The organism is Pimelobacter simplex (genome assembly GCF_024662235.1).
Classification (GTDB): Bacteria; Actinomycetota; Actinomycetes; order Propionibacteriales; family Nocardioidaceae; genus Nocardioides.
In genome coordinates, this window is the sequence record NZ_CP096276.1 from 2774779 (window position 1) to 2793371 (window position 18593).

General features: G+C 73.3%; 17 protein-coding genes. 10 read left to right on the top strand and 7 right to left on the bottom strand.

Annotated features, from left to right (window positions below; translation table 11 throughout):
* Positions 1–4 precede the first annotated feature (4 nt).
* Genes M0M48_RS13615 through M0M48_RS13625 form a run of 3 tightly spaced genes read left to right on the top strand, consistent with a single transcriptional unit; the run spans position 5 to position 2973 of the window.
* Positions 5–724 carry an LppX_LprAFG lipoprotein gene (locus M0M48_RS13615; RefSeq protein WP_215816982.1) on the top strand — a complete coding sequence of 240 codons (720 nt, stop codon included), beginning with the start codon at positions 5–7 and terminating at the stop codon, positions 722–724.
* A 7-nt stretch (positions 725–731) separates the two neighbouring features.
* Complete coding sequence (locus M0M48_RS13620; protein ID WP_257751562.1) at positions 732–2468, top strand: MFS transporter; 1737 nt, start codon at positions 732–734, stop codon at positions 2466–2468.
* Between the two features lie 10 nt (positions 2469–2478).
* Positions 2479–2973, top strand: coding sequence for a beta-class carbonic anhydrase (locus M0M48_RS13625; protein ID WP_215816984.1), 495 nt, complete (start codon positions 2479–2481; stop codon positions 2971–2973).
* A 39-nt stretch (positions 2974–3012) separates the two neighbouring features.
* Here M0M48_RS13625 and M0M48_RS13630 read toward each other — a convergent pair whose 3' ends face one another.
* Positions 3013–3381: a hypothetical protein gene (locus M0M48_RS13630; RefSeq protein WP_257751563.1), complete on the bottom strand. Its 369-nt coding sequence runs from the start codon at positions 3379–3381 to the stop codon at positions 3013–3015.
* A gap of 71 nt (positions 3382–3452) precedes the next feature.
* Here M0M48_RS13630 and helR point away from each other — a divergent pair, with 71 nt between their 5' ends.
* Complete coding sequence (gene helR / locus M0M48_RS13635; RefSeq protein WP_257751564.1) at positions 3453–5633, top strand: RNA polymerase recycling motor ATPase HelR; 2181 nt, start codon at positions 3453–3455, stop codon at positions 5631–5633.
* A gap of 18 nt (positions 5634–5651) precedes the next feature.
* On the opposite strand, the gene M0M48_RS13640 is transcribed toward helR, so the two are convergent.
* Positions 5652–7739: a DNA gyrase/topoisomerase IV subunit B gene (locus M0M48_RS13640; RefSeq protein WP_215816987.1), complete on the bottom strand. Its 2088-nt coding sequence runs from the start codon at positions 7737–7739 to the stop codon at positions 5652–5654.
* A 331-nt stretch (positions 7740–8070) separates the two neighbouring features.
* Here M0M48_RS13640 and M0M48_RS13645 point away from each other — a divergent pair, with 331 nt between their 5' ends.
* The 6 genes from M0M48_RS13645 to M0M48_RS13670 all read left to right on the top strand — a co-directional run bounded on the left by M0M48_RS13645 (position 8071) and on the right by M0M48_RS13670 (position 13705).
* Complete coding sequence (locus tag M0M48_RS13645; RefSeq protein WP_215816988.1) at positions 8071–8292, top strand: DUF7455 domain-containing protein; 222 nt, start codon at positions 8071–8073, stop codon at positions 8290–8292.
* Positions 8293–8390: 98 nt separating this feature from the next.
* A complete protein-coding gene (locus M0M48_RS13650; RefSeq protein ID WP_257751565.1) occupies positions 8391–9410 on the top strand; it encodes an ABC transporter substrate-binding protein in 1020 nt (339 codons plus the stop codon).
* Complete coding sequence (locus M0M48_RS13655; protein WP_257751566.1) at positions 9403–10434, top strand: FecCD family ABC transporter permease; 1032 nt, start codon at positions 9403–9405, stop codon at positions 10432–10434. The genes M0M48_RS13650 and M0M48_RS13655 overlap by 8 nt, the downstream gene beginning before the upstream one ends.
* Positions 10431–11498 (top strand): FecCD family ABC transporter permease, encoded by a 1068-nt coding sequence (locus M0M48_RS13660; protein ID WP_257751567.1) that lies wholly within the window; start codon positions 10431–10433, stop codon positions 11496–11498. Before M0M48_RS13655 ends, M0M48_RS13660 begins: the two co-directional genes overlap by 4 nt.
* Positions 11495–12283 carry an ABC transporter ATP-binding protein gene (locus M0M48_RS13665; RefSeq protein ID WP_215816990.1) on the top strand — a complete coding sequence of 263 codons (789 nt, stop codon included), beginning with the start codon at positions 11495–11497 and terminating at the stop codon, positions 12281–12283. The genes M0M48_RS13660 and M0M48_RS13665 overlap by 4 nt, the downstream gene beginning before the upstream one ends.
* 39 nt (positions 12284–12322) lie before the next feature.
* Complete coding sequence (locus M0M48_RS13670) at positions 12323–13705, top strand: CapA family protein (RefSeq protein ID WP_257751568.1); 1383 nt, start codon at positions 12323–12325, stop codon at positions 13703–13705.
* Here the strand turns inward: M0M48_RS13670 and M0M48_RS13675 are convergent.
* The 5 genes from M0M48_RS13675 to M0M48_RS13695 all read right to left on the bottom strand — a co-directional run bounded on the left by M0M48_RS13675 (position 13694) and on the right by M0M48_RS13695 (position 18588).
* Entirely contained in the window at positions 13694–14623 is a 930-nt protein-coding gene (locus tag M0M48_RS13675; protein WP_257751569.1) for a M28 family metallopeptidase, read from the bottom strand. The two genes, M0M48_RS13670 and M0M48_RS13675, sit on opposite strands and share 12 nt — an antisense overlap.
* 12 nt (positions 14624–14635) lie before the next feature.
* Entirely contained in the window at positions 14636–16180 is a 1545-nt protein-coding gene (locus tag M0M48_RS13680) for an RNA polymerase sigma factor (RefSeq protein WP_215816992.1), read from the bottom strand.
* A 149-nt stretch (positions 16181–16329) separates the two neighbouring features.
* Positions 16330–16893, bottom strand: coding sequence for an HhH-GPD-type base excision DNA repair protein (locus tag M0M48_RS13685; protein ID WP_215816993.1), 564 nt, complete (start codon positions 16891–16893; stop codon positions 16330–16332).
* A 31-nt stretch (positions 16894–16924) separates the two neighbouring features.
* Positions 16925–17383 carry a hypothetical protein gene (locus M0M48_RS13690; protein ID WP_257751570.1) on the bottom strand — a complete coding sequence of 153 codons (459 nt, stop codon included), beginning with the start codon at positions 17381–17383 and terminating at the stop codon, positions 16925–16927.
* Positions 17380–18588 carry an MFS transporter gene (locus M0M48_RS13695; protein ID WP_257751571.1) on the bottom strand — a complete coding sequence of 403 codons (1209 nt, stop codon included), beginning with the start codon at positions 18586–18588 and terminating at the stop codon, positions 17380–17382. Before M0M48_RS13695 ends, M0M48_RS13690 begins: the two co-directional genes overlap by 4 nt.
* Positions 18589–18593: the final 5 nt, after the last annotated feature.

Consider the following 18593-nt stretch of genomic DNA (forward strand, 5'->3'; position numbering starts at 1 on the left):
GCGCATGACGACCTCCACCCGTGTGGCCGCCGGCCTGCTCTCCACGCTCGTCGCCGTCGGCGGCCTGACCGCCTGCTCCGGGGACGACGGTGGGGGCAGCGACGCCCCCTCGTGGTCCGACGCGGGCAAGAAGGCCAAGGACCTGCTCGACGGCACCTCCGGCGTCGAGGTCTCGATCTCGACGAACGACGACCCGGGCGTCGACTACCTCTCCGCGGCGACCGGCACGATCGTCGCCGACCCCGCCTCCTTCGAGGGCACCGTCGACGGCAAGGTCTCCGGCTTCGCGGTCTCCGACGTCCCGGTGATCTCGGTCGGCGGCACGCTGTGGATCAACCACCTCGCCCTCGGCGGCTGGAGCGACCGGTTCCAGCCCAAGGAGCTGTGCGCGCCCGACCCGGCGATGCTCCTCGACCCGTCGAGCGGCGTCTCGTCGGTGCTCACCAGCAGCACCGACGTCAAGGCCGGCAAGTCCGAGCGCGGCGGCACCGACAACAAGGAGGTCTTCCACTCCTACGCGGGCACCGCGACCGGCGACGCCATCCGCAAGATCCTCCCCTGCGCCGAGGGCGACGGCTTCGACGCGAAGTACCGCATCGACGACAGCGGCCACCTGCGCACGGCCGAGCTGACGGGCACCTTCTTCCCCGACGCCGACCCGATGACCTACACCATCGACGTGACGAAGTACGACGTCGAGAAGGACATCACGGCCCCCAAGTGAGCCACGAGTGAGCACGGCGAACCGGCTGCTGCTGGTCTTCTGCGCGGTCGCCGTCGCCTTCGCGGCGGTCGACACCTACGTCGTCGTCCTGGCGCTGCCGGACATGATGGCGGGCGCCGGGATCCCGGTCGAGGAGCTCCAGCGCGCCGCGCCCATCGTCTCGGGCTTCCTGCTCGGGTACGTCGCGATGCTGCCCCTCATCGGGCGGATCGCGGACCTGCGCGGCCAGGTCCCCGTGCTCGCGATGTCGCTGGTCGTGTTCTCGGCCGGCTCCCTGGTCACCGCGCTGTCCTACGACCTGCCGAGCATGGTCGCGGGCCGCTTCCTCCAGGGCGTCGGCGGCGGCGGACTGGTCCCGGCCACGATGTCGCTCGTCGCGGCGCTCTACCCCGTCGAGCGGCGCGGCCTGCCGCTCGGGCTGGTCTCCGCGGTCCAGGAGTTCGGCAGCGTCCTCGGCCCGCTCTTCGGCGCGCTCGTCCTGTCGTTCACCAGCTGGCGCGGGATCTTCGCGATCAACCTCGCCGTCGGCGCCCTGCTCGCCGTCGCGGTCGGCGTGGTGGCGCGGGTGGCGACCACCCCGGCCCCGGACGACTCGCCGCCACCCCGGCGCCGCCGGCTCCCGGACGTCGTCGGCCTGGCCCTGCTCGCGGTCACGCTGGCCGCGGGCTTCCTGACGTTCGTCGAGCCCGGCAGCCTCCAGCGTGACCTCACCTGGGGACAGCTCTTCATCCCGTACGCCGACGGCGGCAGCCGCTGGATCACCCCCGTCGGCGTCACCACGATCGCCGCCTTCGTCCTGCTGACGCTGTGGTGCTGGTTCGGCCGCTGGCTCGGCGGCCCGCCCCTGGCCGACCTGCGCGGCTGGTTCGGCCACCTCCTCGCCGCGGACCTGCTCGGCGCCGGGCTGCTCGCCCTCGCGCTCGGCGGCGTGGTCCTCGCGTTCGCGACCGCGGACCCCGAGGTCGCCGTGTTCTCACCGCAGGGCCCGTGGTTCCTCGCCGGCTCCGCGATCGCCGTCGTCCTGCTCCTGCTGCACCTGCGCCGCGCCAGCGCGCCGATCGTCCCCCGCGGCGCCCTGCGCCCGACGCCGGCCTGGGGCGCGCTCGTCGTCAGCTTCCTGGTCGGCTGGGCGCTCATCGCGGCGCTGGTCGACATCCCGCTCTTCGCCCGGACCACCACCGAGCGTTCCTCCCAGCTCGGCGCCGCGCTCGTCCTGCTCCGCTTCCTGGCCGCGCTGCCGGTCGGCGCGGTGCTCGGTGGCTGGTTGCTGCGCCGGGTCAACGCGGGCGTCCTCACCGCGGCCGGCATGGTCGCCGCCGGCATCGGCTTCCTGATGATGGCCCAGTGGGGCGAGCACAGCCTCGACGGCTTCGCGTCGAACATCCCGCTCGTCCTCGGCGGGCTCGGCTTCGGCGTGGCCCTGGCCCCGGTCAACGCCGCCATCCTCGCCACCACCGACGACGACACCCACGGCCTGGCCAGCGCGCTCGTCGTCGTCGCCCGGATGGTCGGCATGCTCGTCGGCATCTCCGCCCTGACCACGATCGGCCTGCGCCGCCTCTACGCGGCCCAGGAGGCCGACCCCGACCTCAGCATCACCGAGCTCGGCATCCTCCAGGAGCACTCGGTCTTCCTCGGCGCGGCCGGCGCCGCGTTCGCCGCCGCCGCGCTCGCGCTCGTCGTCCTCGCCCGGGCCCGGACTCGCGAAATGGACACCGCCGAGGTGCTCCGCGCCGGTGGCTAACCTGGGAACCATGGGCGATTTCGATGATCTGCTGAAGGCCAACCAGGACTACGCCGCGACGTTCGACCAGGCCGGTTTCGACGGAAAGGCCCACGCCGGGGTCGCCATCGTCACCTGCATGGACTCCCGCATCGACCCGCTGCGGATGCTCGGCCTCGACTACGGCGACGCCAAGATCTTCCGCAACCCGGGCGGCCGGGTGACCGAGGCCGCGCTCGAGGCACTCGTCCTCGGCGCCCACCTGCTCAACGTCGACCGGATCCTGGTGATCCCGCACACCCGCTGCGCGATGGCCTCCAGCACCGAGGCCGAGATCCACGACAAGATCGGCGCCGCCGTGGGCCACGACGTCACCTGGCACGCCTTCCACGTGATCGCGGACCAGAAGCAGTCGCTCGCCGAGGACGTCCGCAAGGTCCGCTCGCACCCGCTCATCCCCGAGTCGGTCAAGGTCGGCGGGTTCATCTACGACGTCGACACCGGGCTGCTCAGCCAGGAGGTCTGAGCCCGGCCACCCGTCGGGCGACGGGCCGGTACGCGCGGGCTAGAGCAGGTCGCGCAGGGCCTGGTCGACCAGCGCCCCCGGCAGGTCGCCGAGCGCGCCCGCCAGCGTCGCCAGGTCACCGATCGCGCCGACCTGGGCGACGAGCTCGCCGGTGCGCGCGACCGGGTCGGAGCCCAGCGGGACGTCCATCAGCAGCGGGCAGTCGACCGCGCCGCCGTCGGGCTCGGGCGGCAGCGCCGGCGGCCAGCAGCCGACCTCGAGGCGGAGCGCGGCGCTCGGTCCGGAGCCCTCGACCCGCGGGTCGACGTACCAGAAGAGGTCGCCGACGGCGATCCTCAGATGGCCGCGACGTGCCTTGGCGCCGTGAGACTTGAGCGCTTTGACGACGGCCGCGCGGTCGGCGCTCATCACCACTATCAACGTATAGCGCCCATGGGGGCTTGCCGCAAGGCCCCGTCCGTACCGGAGAATCTCCCGCCGTGACGCCTCGGACCGCTTCTCCCTTCGCCCTGCCCGACCGCCTCTCCGCCAAGACCGACCCGTCCCTGATCAGCCACGACGAGGCGCACCTGGCCGCCATCGCCGCCAGCATCGAGCACACCGTCGCCGACCTCACCGCCCGCCTCGACGAGGCCCGCCGCGCCCCCGGCGGCAGCGGGACCGGGGCGCTGGAGCGCGACCAGGAGGTGCACCGGCTCAGCAGCCGGCTGCGCGCGCTGCGCCGCTTCGGCTGGGACCTGTGCCTGGGCCGGATGGTCGCCGCCGACTCCCCCGACCCCGTGTACGTCGGCCGGCTCGGCCTGACCGACCCCGACGGGCGCCGGCTGCTCGTCGACTGGCGCTCGCCCGCGGCCGAGGCCTTCTTCGCCGCCACCCACGCCCACCCCCTCGGCCTGGTCAGCCGGCGCCGCTACCGCTGGACCGGCGGCCGGATCACCGACTACTGGGACGAGGTGTTCACCGCCGAGGGTCTCGACGACCCCGGCAACCGCGCCGCGCTCGACGACCAGTCCGCCTTCATCGCCAGCCTCGGCGGCGCCCGCTCGGAGCGGATGCGCGACGTCCTCGGCACCATCCAGTCCGACCAGGACGCGATCATCCGGGCCGGTTCGCGCGGCACCCTCGTCGTCGACGGCGGGCCCGGCACCGGCAAGACCGTCGTCGCGCTGCACCGCTCGGCCTACCTCCTGTATGCCGACCCGCGCCTGGGCCGCGAGGGCCACCACCGCGGCGGGATCCTGTTCGTCGGCCCGCACCGCCCCTACCTGGCCTATGTCGCCGACGTGCTGCCGAGCCTGGGCGAGGAGGGCGTCCAGACCTGCACCCTGGCCGACCTGGTGCCCGAGGGCGCGGCCGCCGTACCGGAGGCGGACGCGGAGGTGGCCCGGCTCAAGTCCTCGGCCGCGCTCGTCGGCGCGATCGACAAGGCGGTCGCGATCTACGAGGAGCCGCCGGCCCAGGGGATGCCGGTCGACACCCCGTGGGCCGACTTCTGGGTGAGCACCGCGGACTGGGCCGAGGCGTTCGGCGCGCCCGAGCCCGGCGTCCCCCACAACGAGGCGCGCGACCAGGTCTGGGACGCGCTGCTCGACATCCTCGTCGACAAGCTCGACGCGGAGTCCACGGACGTTCCCGAGGACGCCCTGCGGGCCGCCCTGCGCCGCCACCCCGAGCTCGTCGACACCCTCCACGGCGCCTGGCCGCTCCTGTCCCACACCGACGTCGTCGCCGACCTGTGGGCGGTCCCCGCCTACCTGCGCGCCTGCGCGCCCTGGCTCTCGCCCGAGGAGCAGCGGGCGCTGCGCCGCCCCGAGGGATCCCCCTGGACCACCGCCGACCTCCCCCTCCTCGACGCCGCCCGCCTGCGCCTCGGCGACCGCACCGCCTCGGCGCGCCGCCAGCGCCAGGCGGCCCAGCGCGCCGCCGACCGCGAGGAGATGTCCGCCGTCGTCGACCACCTCATCGCCAGTGACGACTCGGACCTGATGATCATGTCGATGCTGCGCGGCGAGGACCTCCGCGGTGCCCTCGACGACCCCGCCGCCGTCCCCGACGCCGACCCGGACCTCCTGGCCGGCCCCTTCGCCCACGTCGTCGTCGACGAGGCCCAGGAGCTCACCGACGCCGAGTGGCAGATGCTCCTGCTGCGCTGTCCCTCCCGCAGCTTCACCGTCGTCGGCGACCGCGCCCAGGCCCGCCACGGCTTCACCGACTCCTGGACGTCGCGGCTCACCGCCGCCGGCCTGGACCGGATCTCCCTCGCCTCGCTGAGCGTGAACTACCGCACCCCCGAGGAGGTCATGGCCGAGGCCGAGCCCGTCATCCGCGCGGCCCTCCCCGACGCCAACGTCCCCACCTCGATCCGCCGCTCAGGCGTCCCCGTCCGCCACGGCTCCCCCGCCGACCTCGACGCCGTCGTCGACGCCTGGCTCGCCGAGCACCCCGACGGCGAGGGGGTGGCGTGCGTGATCGGGGCGCCGTCGTACGTCGTGCGGTCGGGGCGGGTCCGCTCGCTCCCGCCCGAGCTGGTCAAGGGGCTGGAGTTCGACCTCGTCGTCCTGGTGGAGCCGGACGCCTTCGGGGACGGCATCGAGGGCGCGGTCGACCGCTACGTCGCGATGACGCGGGCGACGGGTGAGCTGGTGATCCTGGCGGGCTGACCGCCGGCGCTCGCCCGGTCAGGCGTCGAGCGCCTCCATGTCGACCTCGTAGGCCCCCTGGATGATGAACTCCTTGCGCGGCGCCACGTCGCTGCCCATGAGCAGCTCGAACACCTCCGAGGCCACCTCGAGCTCGTCGACCGTCAGCCGCCGCAGCGTACGACGCCGCGGGTCCATGGTCGTCTCGGCCAGCTGGTCGGCGTCCATCTCGCCCAGACCCTTGTAGCGCTGGACCGGGTCCTTCCACTTGACGTTCTTCTTCTTGAGCTCGGCGAGCTTGCGCTGCAGCTCGTCGTCGGAATAGGTGTAGACGTACTTCTCCTGGCCCTTCTTGGGCGCGGAGATCTCGATCCGGTGCAGCGGCGGGACGGCGGAGTAGACGCGGCCGGCCTTGACCAGGTCGGGCATGTACTTGAAGAAGAGCGTCGCGAGCAGCGTGCGGATGTGGGCGCCGTCGGAGTCGGCGTCGGCCATGAAGATGATCCGGCCGTAGCGGCGGGCGTCGAGCTCGAAGGTACGGCCGGAGCCGGCGCCGACGACCTGGATGATCGAGGCGCACTCGGTGTTCTTGAGCATGTCGCCGACCGAGGCCTTCTGGACGTTGAGGATCTTGCCGCGGATGGGCAGCAGGGCCTGGAACTCGGCGTTGCGGGCGAGCTTGGCGGTGCCGAGCGCGGAGTCACCCTCGACGATGAAGAGCTCGGTGCGCTCGTTGTCGCCGGAGCGGCAGTCGGCGAGCTTGGCGGGCAGGGACGAGGACTCCAGGGCGTTCTTGCGGCGCTGGGTCTCCTTGTGCTGACGCGCGGCGATGCGGGTCTTGGACGCCGAGACGACCTTCTCCATGAGGAGCTTGGCCTGCGCCTTCTCGGCACGCTTGGTCGAGGTCAGGAACTCCTTGAGCTCCTTGGCCACCACCCGGCGGACGACGGTCCGCGCGGCCGGCGTACCGAGGATCTCCTTGGTCTGCCCCTCGAACTGCGGCTCGGCGAGGCGGACGGTGACCACGGCGGTCATGCCCTCGAGGATGTCGTCCTTGATCACGTCGTCGTCGTTGACCTTGAGCGCCTTGGAGGCGCGCATGGCGTCGTTGAACGTCTTGGTCAGGGCGGTCTCGAAGCCGGAGACGTGGGTGCCGCCCTTGGGGGTGGCGATCACGTTGACGAAGGAGCGCAGCTCGCTCTCGTAGCCCGAGCCCCAGCGCACGGCGACGTCGACGGTGAGCTCGCGCTCGACGTCCTGGGGCGTCATGTGGCCCTTGTCGTCGAGCAGCGGGACGGTCTCGGTGAAAACGTCGCTGCCCTGGAGCCGGAGCACCTCGGTGACCGGGTCGCCGGTGGCGAGGTAGTCGCAGAACTCGCCGATGCCGCCGTCGTGGCGGAACCTCTCCTCGGTCCACTCCGCCTTGTCGGCGGCGCGCTGGTCGCGGATGACCAGCTCGAGACCGGGCACGATGAACGACGTCTGGCGGGCGCGGCCGATCAGGCCGTCGAGGATGAAGTCGGCGTCCTTGGTGAAGATCTGGCGGTCGGGCCAGAACTGGATGCGGGTGCCCGACTTGCCCTTGGCCACCCGGCCGCCCTTGCGGGTCAGGCCCGAGCGCGGCTCGAAGGACGCCGTGGGGCCCTCGCCGTCGAAGACGCCGGGCACGCCGCGCCGGAAGCTCAGCCCCTGGCGGGCCGGCGAGCGGTCGACGTCGATGTCCATCCGGCTCGAGAGCGCGTTGACGACCGAGAGGCCGACGCCGTGCAGACCACCGGTGGCGACGTACGAGCCGCCGCCGAACTTGCCGCCCGCGTGGAGCTTGGTCGCCACGACCTCGACGCCGGGGAGCCCGGTCTTGGGCTCCTTGTCGGTCGGGATGCCGCGACCGTCGTCGTAGACCTCGACGGAGTCGTCGGGGTGCAGGGTGACCTCGACCGTGCGCGCGAAGCCGCCGAGGGCCTCGTCCACGCCGTTGTCGATGATCTCCCACAGGCAGTGCATCAGCCCCCGGGTGTCGGTGGAGCCGATGTACATCCCGGGACGCTTCCGCACGGCTTCGAGGCCCTCGAGGACCAGCAGGTGGGCGGCGTTGTAGGTGTTGTCGGCGATGACCGGCTCCTTCATCGGGGGCGCTGCGGCGAAACGGTGTTCCAAAGGGATGAATCTACCGGCGACACGCCGGGACGTGGTGCAGGCACACCCGGGTCGCCGGGAGGACCATGACGAGCATCGGCCGGGTGAGTCCGCTCGGGTCAGGGGATCCTGGTCGATCGGATGATCACAGCCTGGTTTCAGGCAGTGGAAAATCAAGCACCGGACGCGATCCGGATGCTTGGATGGAGTTGTGGTGAACGTGGCATGGACCACCCGGAGACGGGAATCTTTGACCTAGTCGCTACGTTGATCCGGACGACATCCGATAAGGATGGCGATCGCTAGAAAGTGAGGCCGAGAGATGACCACTGCTGTTGCTCCCAGCGCTCCGCTGACCGCGGAGGACCGCTGCGACCGTTGTGGCGCACAGTCCTACCTCCGGGTAGAGCTCGCGTCCGGCGGCGAGCTCCTCTTCTGCGCCCACCACGCCCGTGAGCACGGTGACGCGCTCAAGGAGATCGCGGTCAGCTTCCACGACGAGACCCACAAGCTCTCCGACAAGCCGGCGCCCGTCGCCGACTGACCCACGTCGGACCCGAGGCCCCGAGGCACGTCCTCGGGGCCTCGCGCGTTTTTCCGGACGCCTGCCAGGGCGAGGATCGCTTAGGTTAGCCTTTCCTCATGAGATCCCCCCTGTCGCTGGCCGTGGCTGGTGCCCTGGCCCTGGCGCTGACCGCCTGCTCCTCCGACGTCAAGGGCGACAACGACGCCGAGCCCGCCTCCGGCGCGTCCGCCACCCCGGAGGGCCCGTGGTCGTTCACCGACGGCTCCGGTGAGAAGGTCGAGCTCGACGAGGTGCCGACCCGGATCATCGCCCACTCCGCCGAGGCGGCCGCGCTGATGGCGTACGGCATCCGCCCGGTCGGGATCTACGGCGACGAGTCGGTCAAGACCGACCCGAACCTGCAGGGCCTGGACCTGAGCGGCATCGAGATCCTGGGCGAGGAGTGGGGCTCCATCGACGTCGCCAAGGCGTCCACCCTCTCCCCCGACCTGATCGTGGCCGACTGGTGGCCGGCCGAGAAGGCCCACTCCGGCATGGAGGAGGGCGTCAAGGCCAAGAGCAAGAAGATCGCCGAGCTCGCCCCGGTCGTCGGCATCTCCCAGGGTGACTCGATCCTCGACCTCGCCGAGGGCTACGAGGACCTCGCCGAGAGCCTGGGTGCCGACGTCGAGAACTCCCAGGGGGCCAAGGACAAGGCCGCCTTCGAGAAGGCGCGCGACACCTTCGTCGCCGCGATGGACGAGAAGGACTTCACCGCGCTGGCCGTCTCCCCCGCCAGCGACCTGCTCTACGTCGCCAACCCGGAGTACGCCCCCGAGCTGCTCGACTTCGACCGCTGGGGCCTCGACATCATCGAGCCCGACTCCCCCGACAAGGGCTTCCCCTACTGGGAGAACCTCAGCTGGGAGAACGCCGACAAGTACCAGCCCGACGTGCTGATGTTCGACAACCGCAGCATGGCCGCCGACCGCAAGACCGTGCAGTCCCAGCCGACCTGGAACTCGATCCGCGCCGCCAAGGCCGACCAGATCGTGGAGTGGCCGGGCTTCTGGCTGCACACCTACGGTCACTACGCCACGGCGCTGACCAAGCTGACCGAGCAGCTCTCCGGACTCGACGACTCGATCGGTGACTGACGCCGCTCGCGGCGTCCGCGCACGCGCTCGTCTGAGCCGGCCGGGCGGCCTCGTCGCCCTGCTGCTCCTGCTGCTGGTCGTCTCCTTCCTCAGCATCACCCAGGGCTCCCGCGAGATCGGGCTACACGACGTCGTCGACGCACTGCGCCACCTGGGCACGGTGACCACCGACGACACCGTGACGGTCCGGCTCCGGGTCCCCCGGACGATCCTCGGCGTGCTCGTCGGCGCCGCGCTCGGCGTGGCCGGGGCGATCCTGCAGGGACTGACCCGCAACGCCCTGGCCGACCCGTCGATCATGGGCATCGAGGCCGGCGCGGCGCTGGCGGTCGTCCTCGGCATCACCGTCGCCGGGCTCACCGCCATCGAGGTGCACGTGGTGCTCGCGTTCGTCGGCGCCCTCGCCGCCACCGCCCTCGTGTACGGCGTCGGCTCACTCGGGCGCGACGGCGCGACGCCCGTCAAGATGGCCCTGGCCGGCGCCGCGATCACCGCGGGGCTCAGCGCGGTCACCATCGGCCTGCTGCTGACCGACCTCCAGGCCCAGAACGAGTTCCGGTTCTGGCAGGTCGGCTCGCTGGCCGGTCGCTACGCCCCCATCGTCACCGGCGTCGCGCCCGTGCTGCTCGTCGCGCTCGCGATCGGCGTGCTCTGCGGCCGTCCGCTCAACGCCCTGGCGCTCGGCGAGGACGCCGCCCGCGGCCTGGGCATCTCGCTGACCCGGACCCGGATCGGCCTCTTCGCCGTCGTCGCCGTGCTCTGCGGCGCGGCGACCGCCGCCTGCGGACCGATCGTCTTCGTCGGCCTCGTCGTGCCGCACGTGGCGCGCGCGATCTGCGGGCCGGACTACCGCTGGATCCTCCCCTACTGCTTGCTGCTCGGCCCGCTGCTCCTGCTCGGCGCCGACATCCTCGGCCGGATCCTCGGCTCGCCCGGCGAGCTCCAGGTGGGGGTCGTGCTCGGCGTGCTGGGCGCCCCGTTCTTCATCGCGCTCGTGCGCTCGACCCGGCTGGCGGAGCTGTGAGCGCCCCGGCGGCGGCCGGAACCCCGGCCGCGACGACAGCGACGACCGCGCTGCGCCGGGTCCGCCGCAGCCGCGCGCGCCGGGCGCTCGTCGTACCGGCGGTGCTGCTGGTGCTCACGGTCGTGCTCGGCCTGGTCACGCTGTGCTTCGGCTCGGTGCGGCTGAGCCTGGACCAGGTGCTCGGCTCGCTCCTGGGCACCCGCGAGAACCCGGCGGTCGACTTCATCGTCCAGGACCTGGTCTTCCCCCAGGTCAAGGCCGCGATCGGCGTCGGGATCGCGCTCGGCGCCGCCGGCACGATCTTCCAGCAGCTGCTGCGCAACCCGCTGGCCTCGCCGGACTTCGTCGGGATCTCGGCGGGCGCGAGCGTGTTCGCCGTCGCCGGCATCGCGGTCCCCGCGCTGGCCGGCCTCAGCATCCCGCTGCTCGCCCTCGTGGGTGCGCTCGTGTTCGCGCTGGCGATGTACCTCCTGGCCTGGCGCGACGGGGTCAGCGGCTACCGGTTCATCCTGATCGGCATCGGCATGTCGGCGTTCGCGACCGGCATCACCGGCTACCTGCTGACCCGGACCTCCCTGACCGAGGCGCGCGAGGCGCTGCACTGGCTGACCGGCTCGATCGGCCAGGCCGGGGACGCCGAGAACGAGGTCCTGCTCTGGTGCCTGCTCGCGCTGGCCCCGACCGTCCCGCTGCTCCAGCGGATGCTGCGCTCGCTCGAGCTCGGCGACGACACCGCCCGCGGCCTGGGCACCCGCCTGGAGCCGAGCCGGCTCGCCCTCATCGGCGTCGCCGTGCTGCTGACCGCGCTGGCCACCGCCGTCGCCGGACCCATCACGTTCGTCGCCCTGGTCGCCGGCCCGGTCGCCGACCGGCTGCTCGGGCCCGCACGCGGCAGCATCGTCGCGGCCGGCGCCACCGGCGCGATCCTGTGCCTGGTCGCGGACTACATCGCGGTCAACGTCCTGCCCGTCGAGATGCCGACCGGCGTCGTCACCGGCGCCGTCGGGGCGCCGTACCTGCTGTGGCTGATCGCCACCACCAACCGGAGAGGGATGGGCGGATGACCGCGACCCCACGACTGGCAGCGCGCTCGCTGTCCCTCGGGTACGACGACCGGACCGTCGTCGACGCCCTCGACCTCGACGTCCTCGACGGCCGGGTCACCGCGATCGTCGGCGCCAACGCGTGCGGCAAGTCCACCCTGCTGCGCGGACTGGCCCGGCTGCTGCGTCCCTCGAGCGGCGAGGTGCTGCTCGACGGCACCCCGATCCTCGACCGCGCCTCGCGCGAGGTCGCCCGGATCCTGGGCCTGCTCCCCCAGACCCCCGTCGCCCCCGACGGGATCACCGTCGCCGACCTCGTCGCCCGCGGCCGGCACCCGCACCAGGGCTGGTTCCGCAGCTGGTCCACCGGCGACGAGGCCGCGGTCGCCGCCGCCCTCGACGCGACCGACACCGTCGACCTCGTCGACCGCCCCCTCCACGCGCTGTCCGGGGGCCAGCGGCAGCGGGTCTGGATCGCCATGGCGCTCGCCCAGGAGACCGACCTGCTCCTCCTCGACGAGCCCACCACCTATCTCGACATCAGCCACCAGGTCGACCTGCTCCGGCTGCTGCGCAGCCTCAACCGGGCCACCGGGCGCACGATCGTCACCGTGCTGCACGACCTCAACCTCGCCTGCCGCTACAGCGACCACCTCGTCGTCATGGCCGGCGGGCGGATCCTCGCCGAGGGGCCGCCGGCCGAGGTGGTGACCGCCGCGGTGGTCGAGGAGGCGTTCGGGCTGCCGTGCGTCGTCGTACCGGATCCGGTGGCGGGGACGCCGATGATCGTCCCGGCCGGCGACTGAGGCTGGACCCGGCCCGACCGTTCGGCGACGATGACGGGCGTGACCCGGCGCCGCGGTGCTCTCGGGCTCGGCATCCTCGGCGCCGGGCTCGCGCTGGTGCTCGGCTGCACGGCCCCGGCCGAGCCGCCACCGGACCCACCCACGCCCGCCGGCACCCCGGCGGTCACCTCCCGCGACCCCCTCGTCGTCGCCGTGCACGCCTCACGGCCCGCGCCGCGGATCACGCTCGCCACGGCGGAGGCACTCGTCGCCGGCGAGGTCACCACGTGGCGCCCGCTCGACGGGTCCGACCGGCCGCTGCGGGTGGTCCCCGGCCTCCGCGAGGTACGCCGCGACCGCGACGCCGTCGCCCTCGTCCCCGCGTCCGAGATCGACGCGACGGTACGGCCGGCCCGGGTCGCCGGCGTGGACCCGCTGCGCCGCCCGGCCGACTACCCGCTCCGGGTCGCCGGCCCGCCACCGCCGGAGGTGACGACGCTGAGCGTGGTCGGCGACGTCATGCTCGGCCGCCGGGTCGGCGCGCGTGCGGCCGCCGCCGGCGACCCGAGCCTGCCGCTGCGCCCGCTCCAGCGCCGGCTGCGCTCCGCTGACCTGACCCTCGGCACGCTGGAGAGCACGCTCTCCGACGACGGGACGCCCCACCAGGGCGACGACTCGTTCGCCGCACCGCCGGCGGTCCTCGACGGGCTCGCCGACGCCGGCTTCGACGCGATGTCCCTCGCCGACAACCACACCGGCGACTTCGGCGAGCGTGCCCTCCTGCGCACGCTCGACCTGCTCGGCGACGGACCGGTCCGCTCCTTCGGCGCCGGGCGCGACCGGGCCGAGGCGAGCGCGGCGTACGTCGCCGAGCGCCACGGCGTGCGCTTCGCGGTGATCGGCTTCAACGCGATCGGCGAGACCCCGCGGGCGACGTCCCGTCGTCCCGGCGCGCTGTCGGTACGGATGCCCCCGCGCACCGGCCCGCTCGTCGAGAGCGACCTCGCCCACGTCGAGCGCCTCGTCCGCCGGCTCGACCACGAGGCCGACGTGGTCATCGTCCTCCCGCACTGGGGCACCCAGTACACCCACGTCGCCGAGCCGATCCAGCACCGCGTCGCGCGCCGGCTCACCGGTGCGGGCACCGACCTGGTCGTCGGCGGGCACCCGCACTGGGTCCAGGGCATCGAGTGGTACGACGGCGCGCTGGTCGCGCACTCGCTCGGCAACTTCGTGTTCGACATGGACTTCATGACCCAGACCCAGCAGGGGGTCGTCCTGGAGGCCGTGTTCTGGGACACCGAGCTCAAGGGCTTCGACCTGGTCCCCTACGCGATGGACGACGACTTCGCGCCACGCCCGGTCCGGGGCCCGCTGGCCGCCGACATCCTGGGCGACGTCTGGGGCCACAGCACCGGACCGTTCCGCGCCTCAGCCCCGTAGCCAGGCCAGCACCAGCCGGCCCACCCGGTCGAGCTGGGCGGCGTCCACGAGGCCGGGCAGGTCGCGGGCGTTGTGGTAGCCCGCATAGGGCGTGCTGCCCACGCGCAGCCCCGGCAGCCCCGCGCGGACGAACGACCAGTGGTCGCTGGAGCGCTGCCCCGTCTCGGCCGCGTGCGGCACCCCGGCGCGACGCGCCGCCCGGACCAGCGCCGCCGGCGGGTCCGCGGTCGCACTGCCCACCGGGACGACGACGCCCACCCCGACCCGGTCGAGCGCCAGCATGCCGCGCACCGCGCGACGCTCGGGCGCGGTCAGCCCGGCGACGTAGTACCGCGAGCCGTAGTGGTGGTCACCGTCCCCGGTGCCCCGCGGCTCCTCGGCCCCGAAGAGCACCAGCACCACCGGCAGCCGCGCCCGCAGGTCCGTGCGCGCGAGCGCGAGCAGCACCCCCACGCCCGAGGCGTTGTCCTCCGCGCCGGGCGAGACCGCCACGGTGTCGAGGTGCGCGCCGAGCACGAGGTGCGGTCGCCCGGGGTCGAAGCCGCGCGGCACGGCGACCACGTTCTGGCTGCGCCCGGCCCGAACCGGCACGCCCCAGGAGTCACCGGCCGGGACGGCGAACCCCTGTCGCGACACCTGGTAGCCCGCGTCCTCCAGCTCGCCCGCCGCCCAGTCGGCGGCGCGGCGGAAGCCGGGCCCGGTGGCCAGCCGCGGGCCGATCCGGACCGAGAGGTGGCGCACGGCGGCGTACGCCGTCGCGGGGTCGAAGGTGGCCGGCCGCGCGGCCGGCGTCGTCGGGGTCGGCGCGGCGGTCGCCGGCACCTTCGGCGGCGGCGTCCGGTCCCGGGTCGGTTCGGCGCTGCAGCCCGCCAAAAACGCGGCGAGGACGACCACGCTGGTGGTCGTCCTCGCCGGCACGGCTGGTTCTCGTCAGTCGAGGTAGTCGCGCAGGACCTGCGAGCGCGACGGGTGCCGCAGCTTCGACATCGTCTTGGACTCGATCTGGCGGATCCGCTCGCGGGTCACGCCGTAGACCTTGCCGATCTCGTCGAGCGTCTTGGGCTGGCCGTCGGTGAGGCCGAACCGCATCGACACCACGCCCGCCTCGCGCTCCGAGAGCGTGTCGAGGACGGCGTGCAGCTGCTCCTGCAGGAGCGTGAAGCTGACCGCGTCGGCCGGGACGATCGCCTCGGAGTCCTCGATCAGGTCACCGAACTCCGAGTCGCCGTCCTCACCCAGGGGGGTGTGCAGCGAGATCGGCTCACGACCGTACTTCTGGACCTCCACGACCTTCTCGGGGGTCATGTCGAGCTCCTTGGCGAGCTCTTCGGGCGTGGGCTCGCGACCGAGGTCCTGCAGCATCTGGCGCTGGACGCGGGCGAGCTTGTTGATGACCTCGACCATGTGGACCGGGATCCTGATGGTGCGGGCCTGGTCGGCCATGGCGCGGGTGATCGCCTGCCGGATCCACCAGGTCGCGTAGGTCGAGAACTTGTAGCCCTTGGTGTAGTCGAACTTCTCGACCGCACGGATCAGACCGAGGTTGCCCTCCTGGATCAGGTCCAGGAAGAGCATGCCGCGGCCGGTGTAGCGCTTGGCCAGCGAGACGACGAGACGCAGGTTGGCCTCGAGCAGGTGGTTCTTGGCGCGGCGGCCGTCCTCGGCGATCCACTCCAGCTCCTCGAGGAGCTTGGGCGCGATCTTGCCGCCACGGGCGAGCTTCTCGTCGGAGAAGAGGCCGGCCTCGATCCGCTTGGCGAGGGAGACCTCCATCTCGGCGTTGAGGAGCGGCACCTTGCCGATCTGCTTGAGGTAGTCCTTGACCGGGTCGGCCGTCGCACCGGCGACCATGACCTGCTGGGCAGGCTCGTCGGTGTCGTCGGCGGCCGAGACCACGAACGAGGACGTGGCGCTGGCCTCCTCCTCGTCCTCCTTGATGGTGGGGTCGGCGGCGACGTCCTTCTCGAACTGCTCATCGGAGATGTCCGGGAGCACCTTCTTGCCGTCAGGGCCCACCGCGGGGGCGGCCTCGGCCGGCGCCGCGGCGTCGGCGGCGGGCGCGTCGGCCTTCTTGGCCGGCGCGGCCTTCTTCGCCGCGGCCGGGGCCGCAGCCGCCGGAGCGGCCGGAGCCGCCGCCTTGGGCGGAGCGGGCTTCGGGGCCGGCTTGGCGGCCTCGGGCTTCTTCGCCGGCGCCTTCTTGGCGGTCGTCGCCGTGCTCGCCGCCGTCTTGCGCGCGGCCGCAGCCACGGCGCGCTGCTCGACGGGCGAGCCGAGCGCGACGGAGATGCCCAGGCCGGCGAGGTGCGCCATCAGGGCCTTGAGCTGGGCGGGCGCGACTTCAGCGGCGGCGAAAGCCTGCCGGACGTCCTCGGCCGTGACGCTGCCCACCGGAGTTCCGCGCTCGATCAGCGCGACGATGGACGGGTGGCCGAGCAGGGCGGGCGGGACCGAACGATGGTTCGAGGACACGAACACCTCTCGATGCTGACGGTTCTAGGGCGCGGCAAAGACCGGAGGTGTCAAGACCGCTGAAGTTATTCTGCCACGGGCACTGAAGGACTCGTGCCACCGGGCCCTCAGGATGCTCTCAGGCCAGTCTCACCCGGCGTTCAACCAGGCGGGCCTCATCCGGCCTTGGCCGCCGCCTTGGCGGCCTTCTTGTAGTCGCGCACCTTCTGCAGCGAGACCGGGTCGACGACGTCGGCGACCGAGCGGAACCCGTCGAGCGCGTAGTCGCCCGCCGCCTTCTCCCAGCCCGCCGGCCGGACCTCGAGCTGCTTGGCCACCAGCGCCACGAAGATCTTCGCCTTCTGCGCGCCGAAGCCCGGCAGCGCCTGGAGCCGCTTCATCAGGTCCTTGCCGTCGGCCGCCTCGGTCCAGATCCGCTCGGCGCGGCCGTCGTACTGGTCGACGACGATGCGGGCCAGCTCCTGCAGCCGGGCCGACATCGACCCCGGGAAGCGGTGGATCGCCGGCGTCGTCGCGCACAGCGCCGCGAACTCCTCGGGGTCGGCCACGGCGATCGCCGCCGGGTCGAAGCTGCCGAACCGGCCGAACACCTTCTGGGGGCCCATGAAGGCGTGCTCCATCGGGTACTGCTGGTCCAGCATCATCCCGACCAGCAGCGCGAAGGAGTTGGTCGTCAGCAGCTCGTCGGCGGCGGCGTCGTCGGTGATGTGGATGGCCATGGCGCCATTGTGCCGGGTGGGTTCACTCGGGTCACCCGCGGCCGCGCGCCCGCCGCCAGACTACGCGCCGATGGGCCACGCGCCGGTAGGTCTGGGGGATCGCGAAGGCGCGACGCCGCTCGATCACCCGCACCCGCCACGCCCGGAGCGCACCGGCGACGACCTCGACCGACAGCGCCTCGTCGTCGAACAGCTCGTAGAGCGAGCGCGCGACCACCATGTCCCCGATTCGGACCAGCGCCGTGTCGTTGCCCCCGGCCAGGCTCAGCTCCGCGCCGGGCCCCGGCGCTGGGAGCGCGAGCCGGGCGAGCGCGCGGTCGATCCAGTACGTCGACAGCCGCTTGCCGCGCCGGCCCCGAGGGGGCATCGACGACACGCTGTCGGCGAACGCCTCGCCGAACCCCGGCCAGGCGTCCCCGAACGTCAGGTCGACCCCGCGTCCGGGCGACTCGACGAAGGCCGGGACCGGCTCAGGTCGCTGCTCGCTCACGATGCCTCCTCGGCGTGCACGGTGCCGGACATCCTGCCCCACGCGACCGCTACCCCGGCCGCACCGGCCGACAGGCCCGCGGCCAGGGCGAACGGCAGCGCCGCTCCCCCGCCTGCGACCAGCCCGGCGAGCGCCGTACCGAGGGCGCTGCCGCCGTTGACGCCGACGTTGACCCACGTCGACATCTCGGTACGGCGAGCGGCCGGCACCCGCTCGTCCACGGCGGCGTAGGCGACCACGAAGACGGGCGACGTCGCCAGGCCGCCGACCGCCAGGACGAGGGCCGCGACGAGGAGCCCGCCCGCGAGCGCGACGACGCCCTGGGCGAGGGCGAGCACGACGAGGAGCAGGGCGAGCACGCCACCGGCGGGACGGTTCCGGCCGTGCCGGGCCCACAGCAGGCCGCCGGTGACAGCGCCGACCGCGAGCGCGGCCTCGACCAGGCCGGCCAGGCCGGGGCGTCCGGCGCGGTCGGCCAGGGCCGCGATGCCGACGAAGACCGCCGCGCTGCCGGCGCCGAACAGGGCCAGGGCGGCGACGAGTCCGCCGAGCGCCGACGCGGGACCGCCCCGGGATCGCTCGTGGGCGGCGCCGGTGCCCCCCACCGCCGGCCGGTACGGCGACCCGACCAGCCCGAGCGTGCCGCACCACACCAGCGTGGCCGCGACGAGCAGCCCGGCCCACGCGGGTCCGGTGGCAAGCACCAGGCCCGCCACGATCGGGCCGACGAGGTAGAGCGACTCCTCGCCGATCGCGTCGAGCGCGTAGGCCCGCCGCCGCTGGGGTCCCTCAGGTGCGATCTCGCGCCACTGCGCGCGCATCGAGGGGCCGAGCACCGGGCCGCTGAGCCCGGTCAGGAAGGCCAGTGCGAGCCAGGCCGCGGATGGGTGCTCGCCCTGGGCGAGGACCACGCCGGCGACGAGGCAGGCGGACCAGCAGGCGGCCGCGACCGGCAGCACGCGCTGCTGGCCGAGCCGGTCGATGAGCCGTGCGTGGACGGGCATCGCCAGCGTGGCGAGCCCGAGCAGGGCCGAGGCGGACGCCGCGAGCGCCAGGGAGCCGGTGGCGTCGCGGACGGTGAACAGGAAGCAGAGCGGGAGCACGCCGTAGGCGAGCCGGCCGAGCAGGGCGCACGCGAAGGTGCGCGCGACCGCGGGGCCGGCGAGAAGCAGGCGGGTGCTCCCGGCGTCGGTGACGCCGGACATGGGTG

Coding starts and splice junctions, on each gene's coding strand:
- M0M48_RS13695 (WP_257751571.1), bottom strand. CDS start 18,588: ATGTCCGGCGTCACCGACGCCGGGAGCACCCGCCTGCTTCTCGCCGGC.
- M0M48_RS13650 (WP_257751565.1), top strand. CDS start 8,391: ATGAGATCCCCCCTGTCGCTGGCCGTGGCTGGTGCCCTGGCCCTGGCG.
- M0M48_RS13665 (WP_215816990.1), top strand. CDS start 11,495: ATGACCGCGACCCCACGACTGGCAGCGCGCTCGCTGTCCCTCGGGTAC.
- M0M48_RS13640 (WP_215816987.1), bottom strand. CDS start 7,739: ATGAAGGAGCCGGTCATCGCCGACAACACCTACAACGCCGCCCACCTG.
- M0M48_RS13645 (WP_215816988.1), top strand. CDS start 8,071: ATGACCACTGCTGTTGCTCCCAGCGCTCCGCTGACCGCGGAGGACCGC.
- M0M48_RS13685 (WP_215816993.1), bottom strand. CDS start 16,893: ATGGCCATCCACATCACCGACGACGCCGCCGCCGACGAGCTGCTGACG.
- M0M48_RS13615 (WP_215816982.1), top strand. CDS start 5: ATGACGACCTCCACCCGTGTGGCCGCCGGCCTGCTCTCCACGCTCGTC.
- M0M48_RS13630 (WP_257751563.1), bottom strand. CDS start 3,381: ATGAGCGCCGACCGCGCGGCCGTCGTCAAAGCGCTCAAGTCTCACGGC.
- M0M48_RS13625 (WP_215816984.1), top strand. CDS start 2,479: ATGGGCGATTTCGATGATCTGCTGAAGGCCAACCAGGACTACGCCGCG.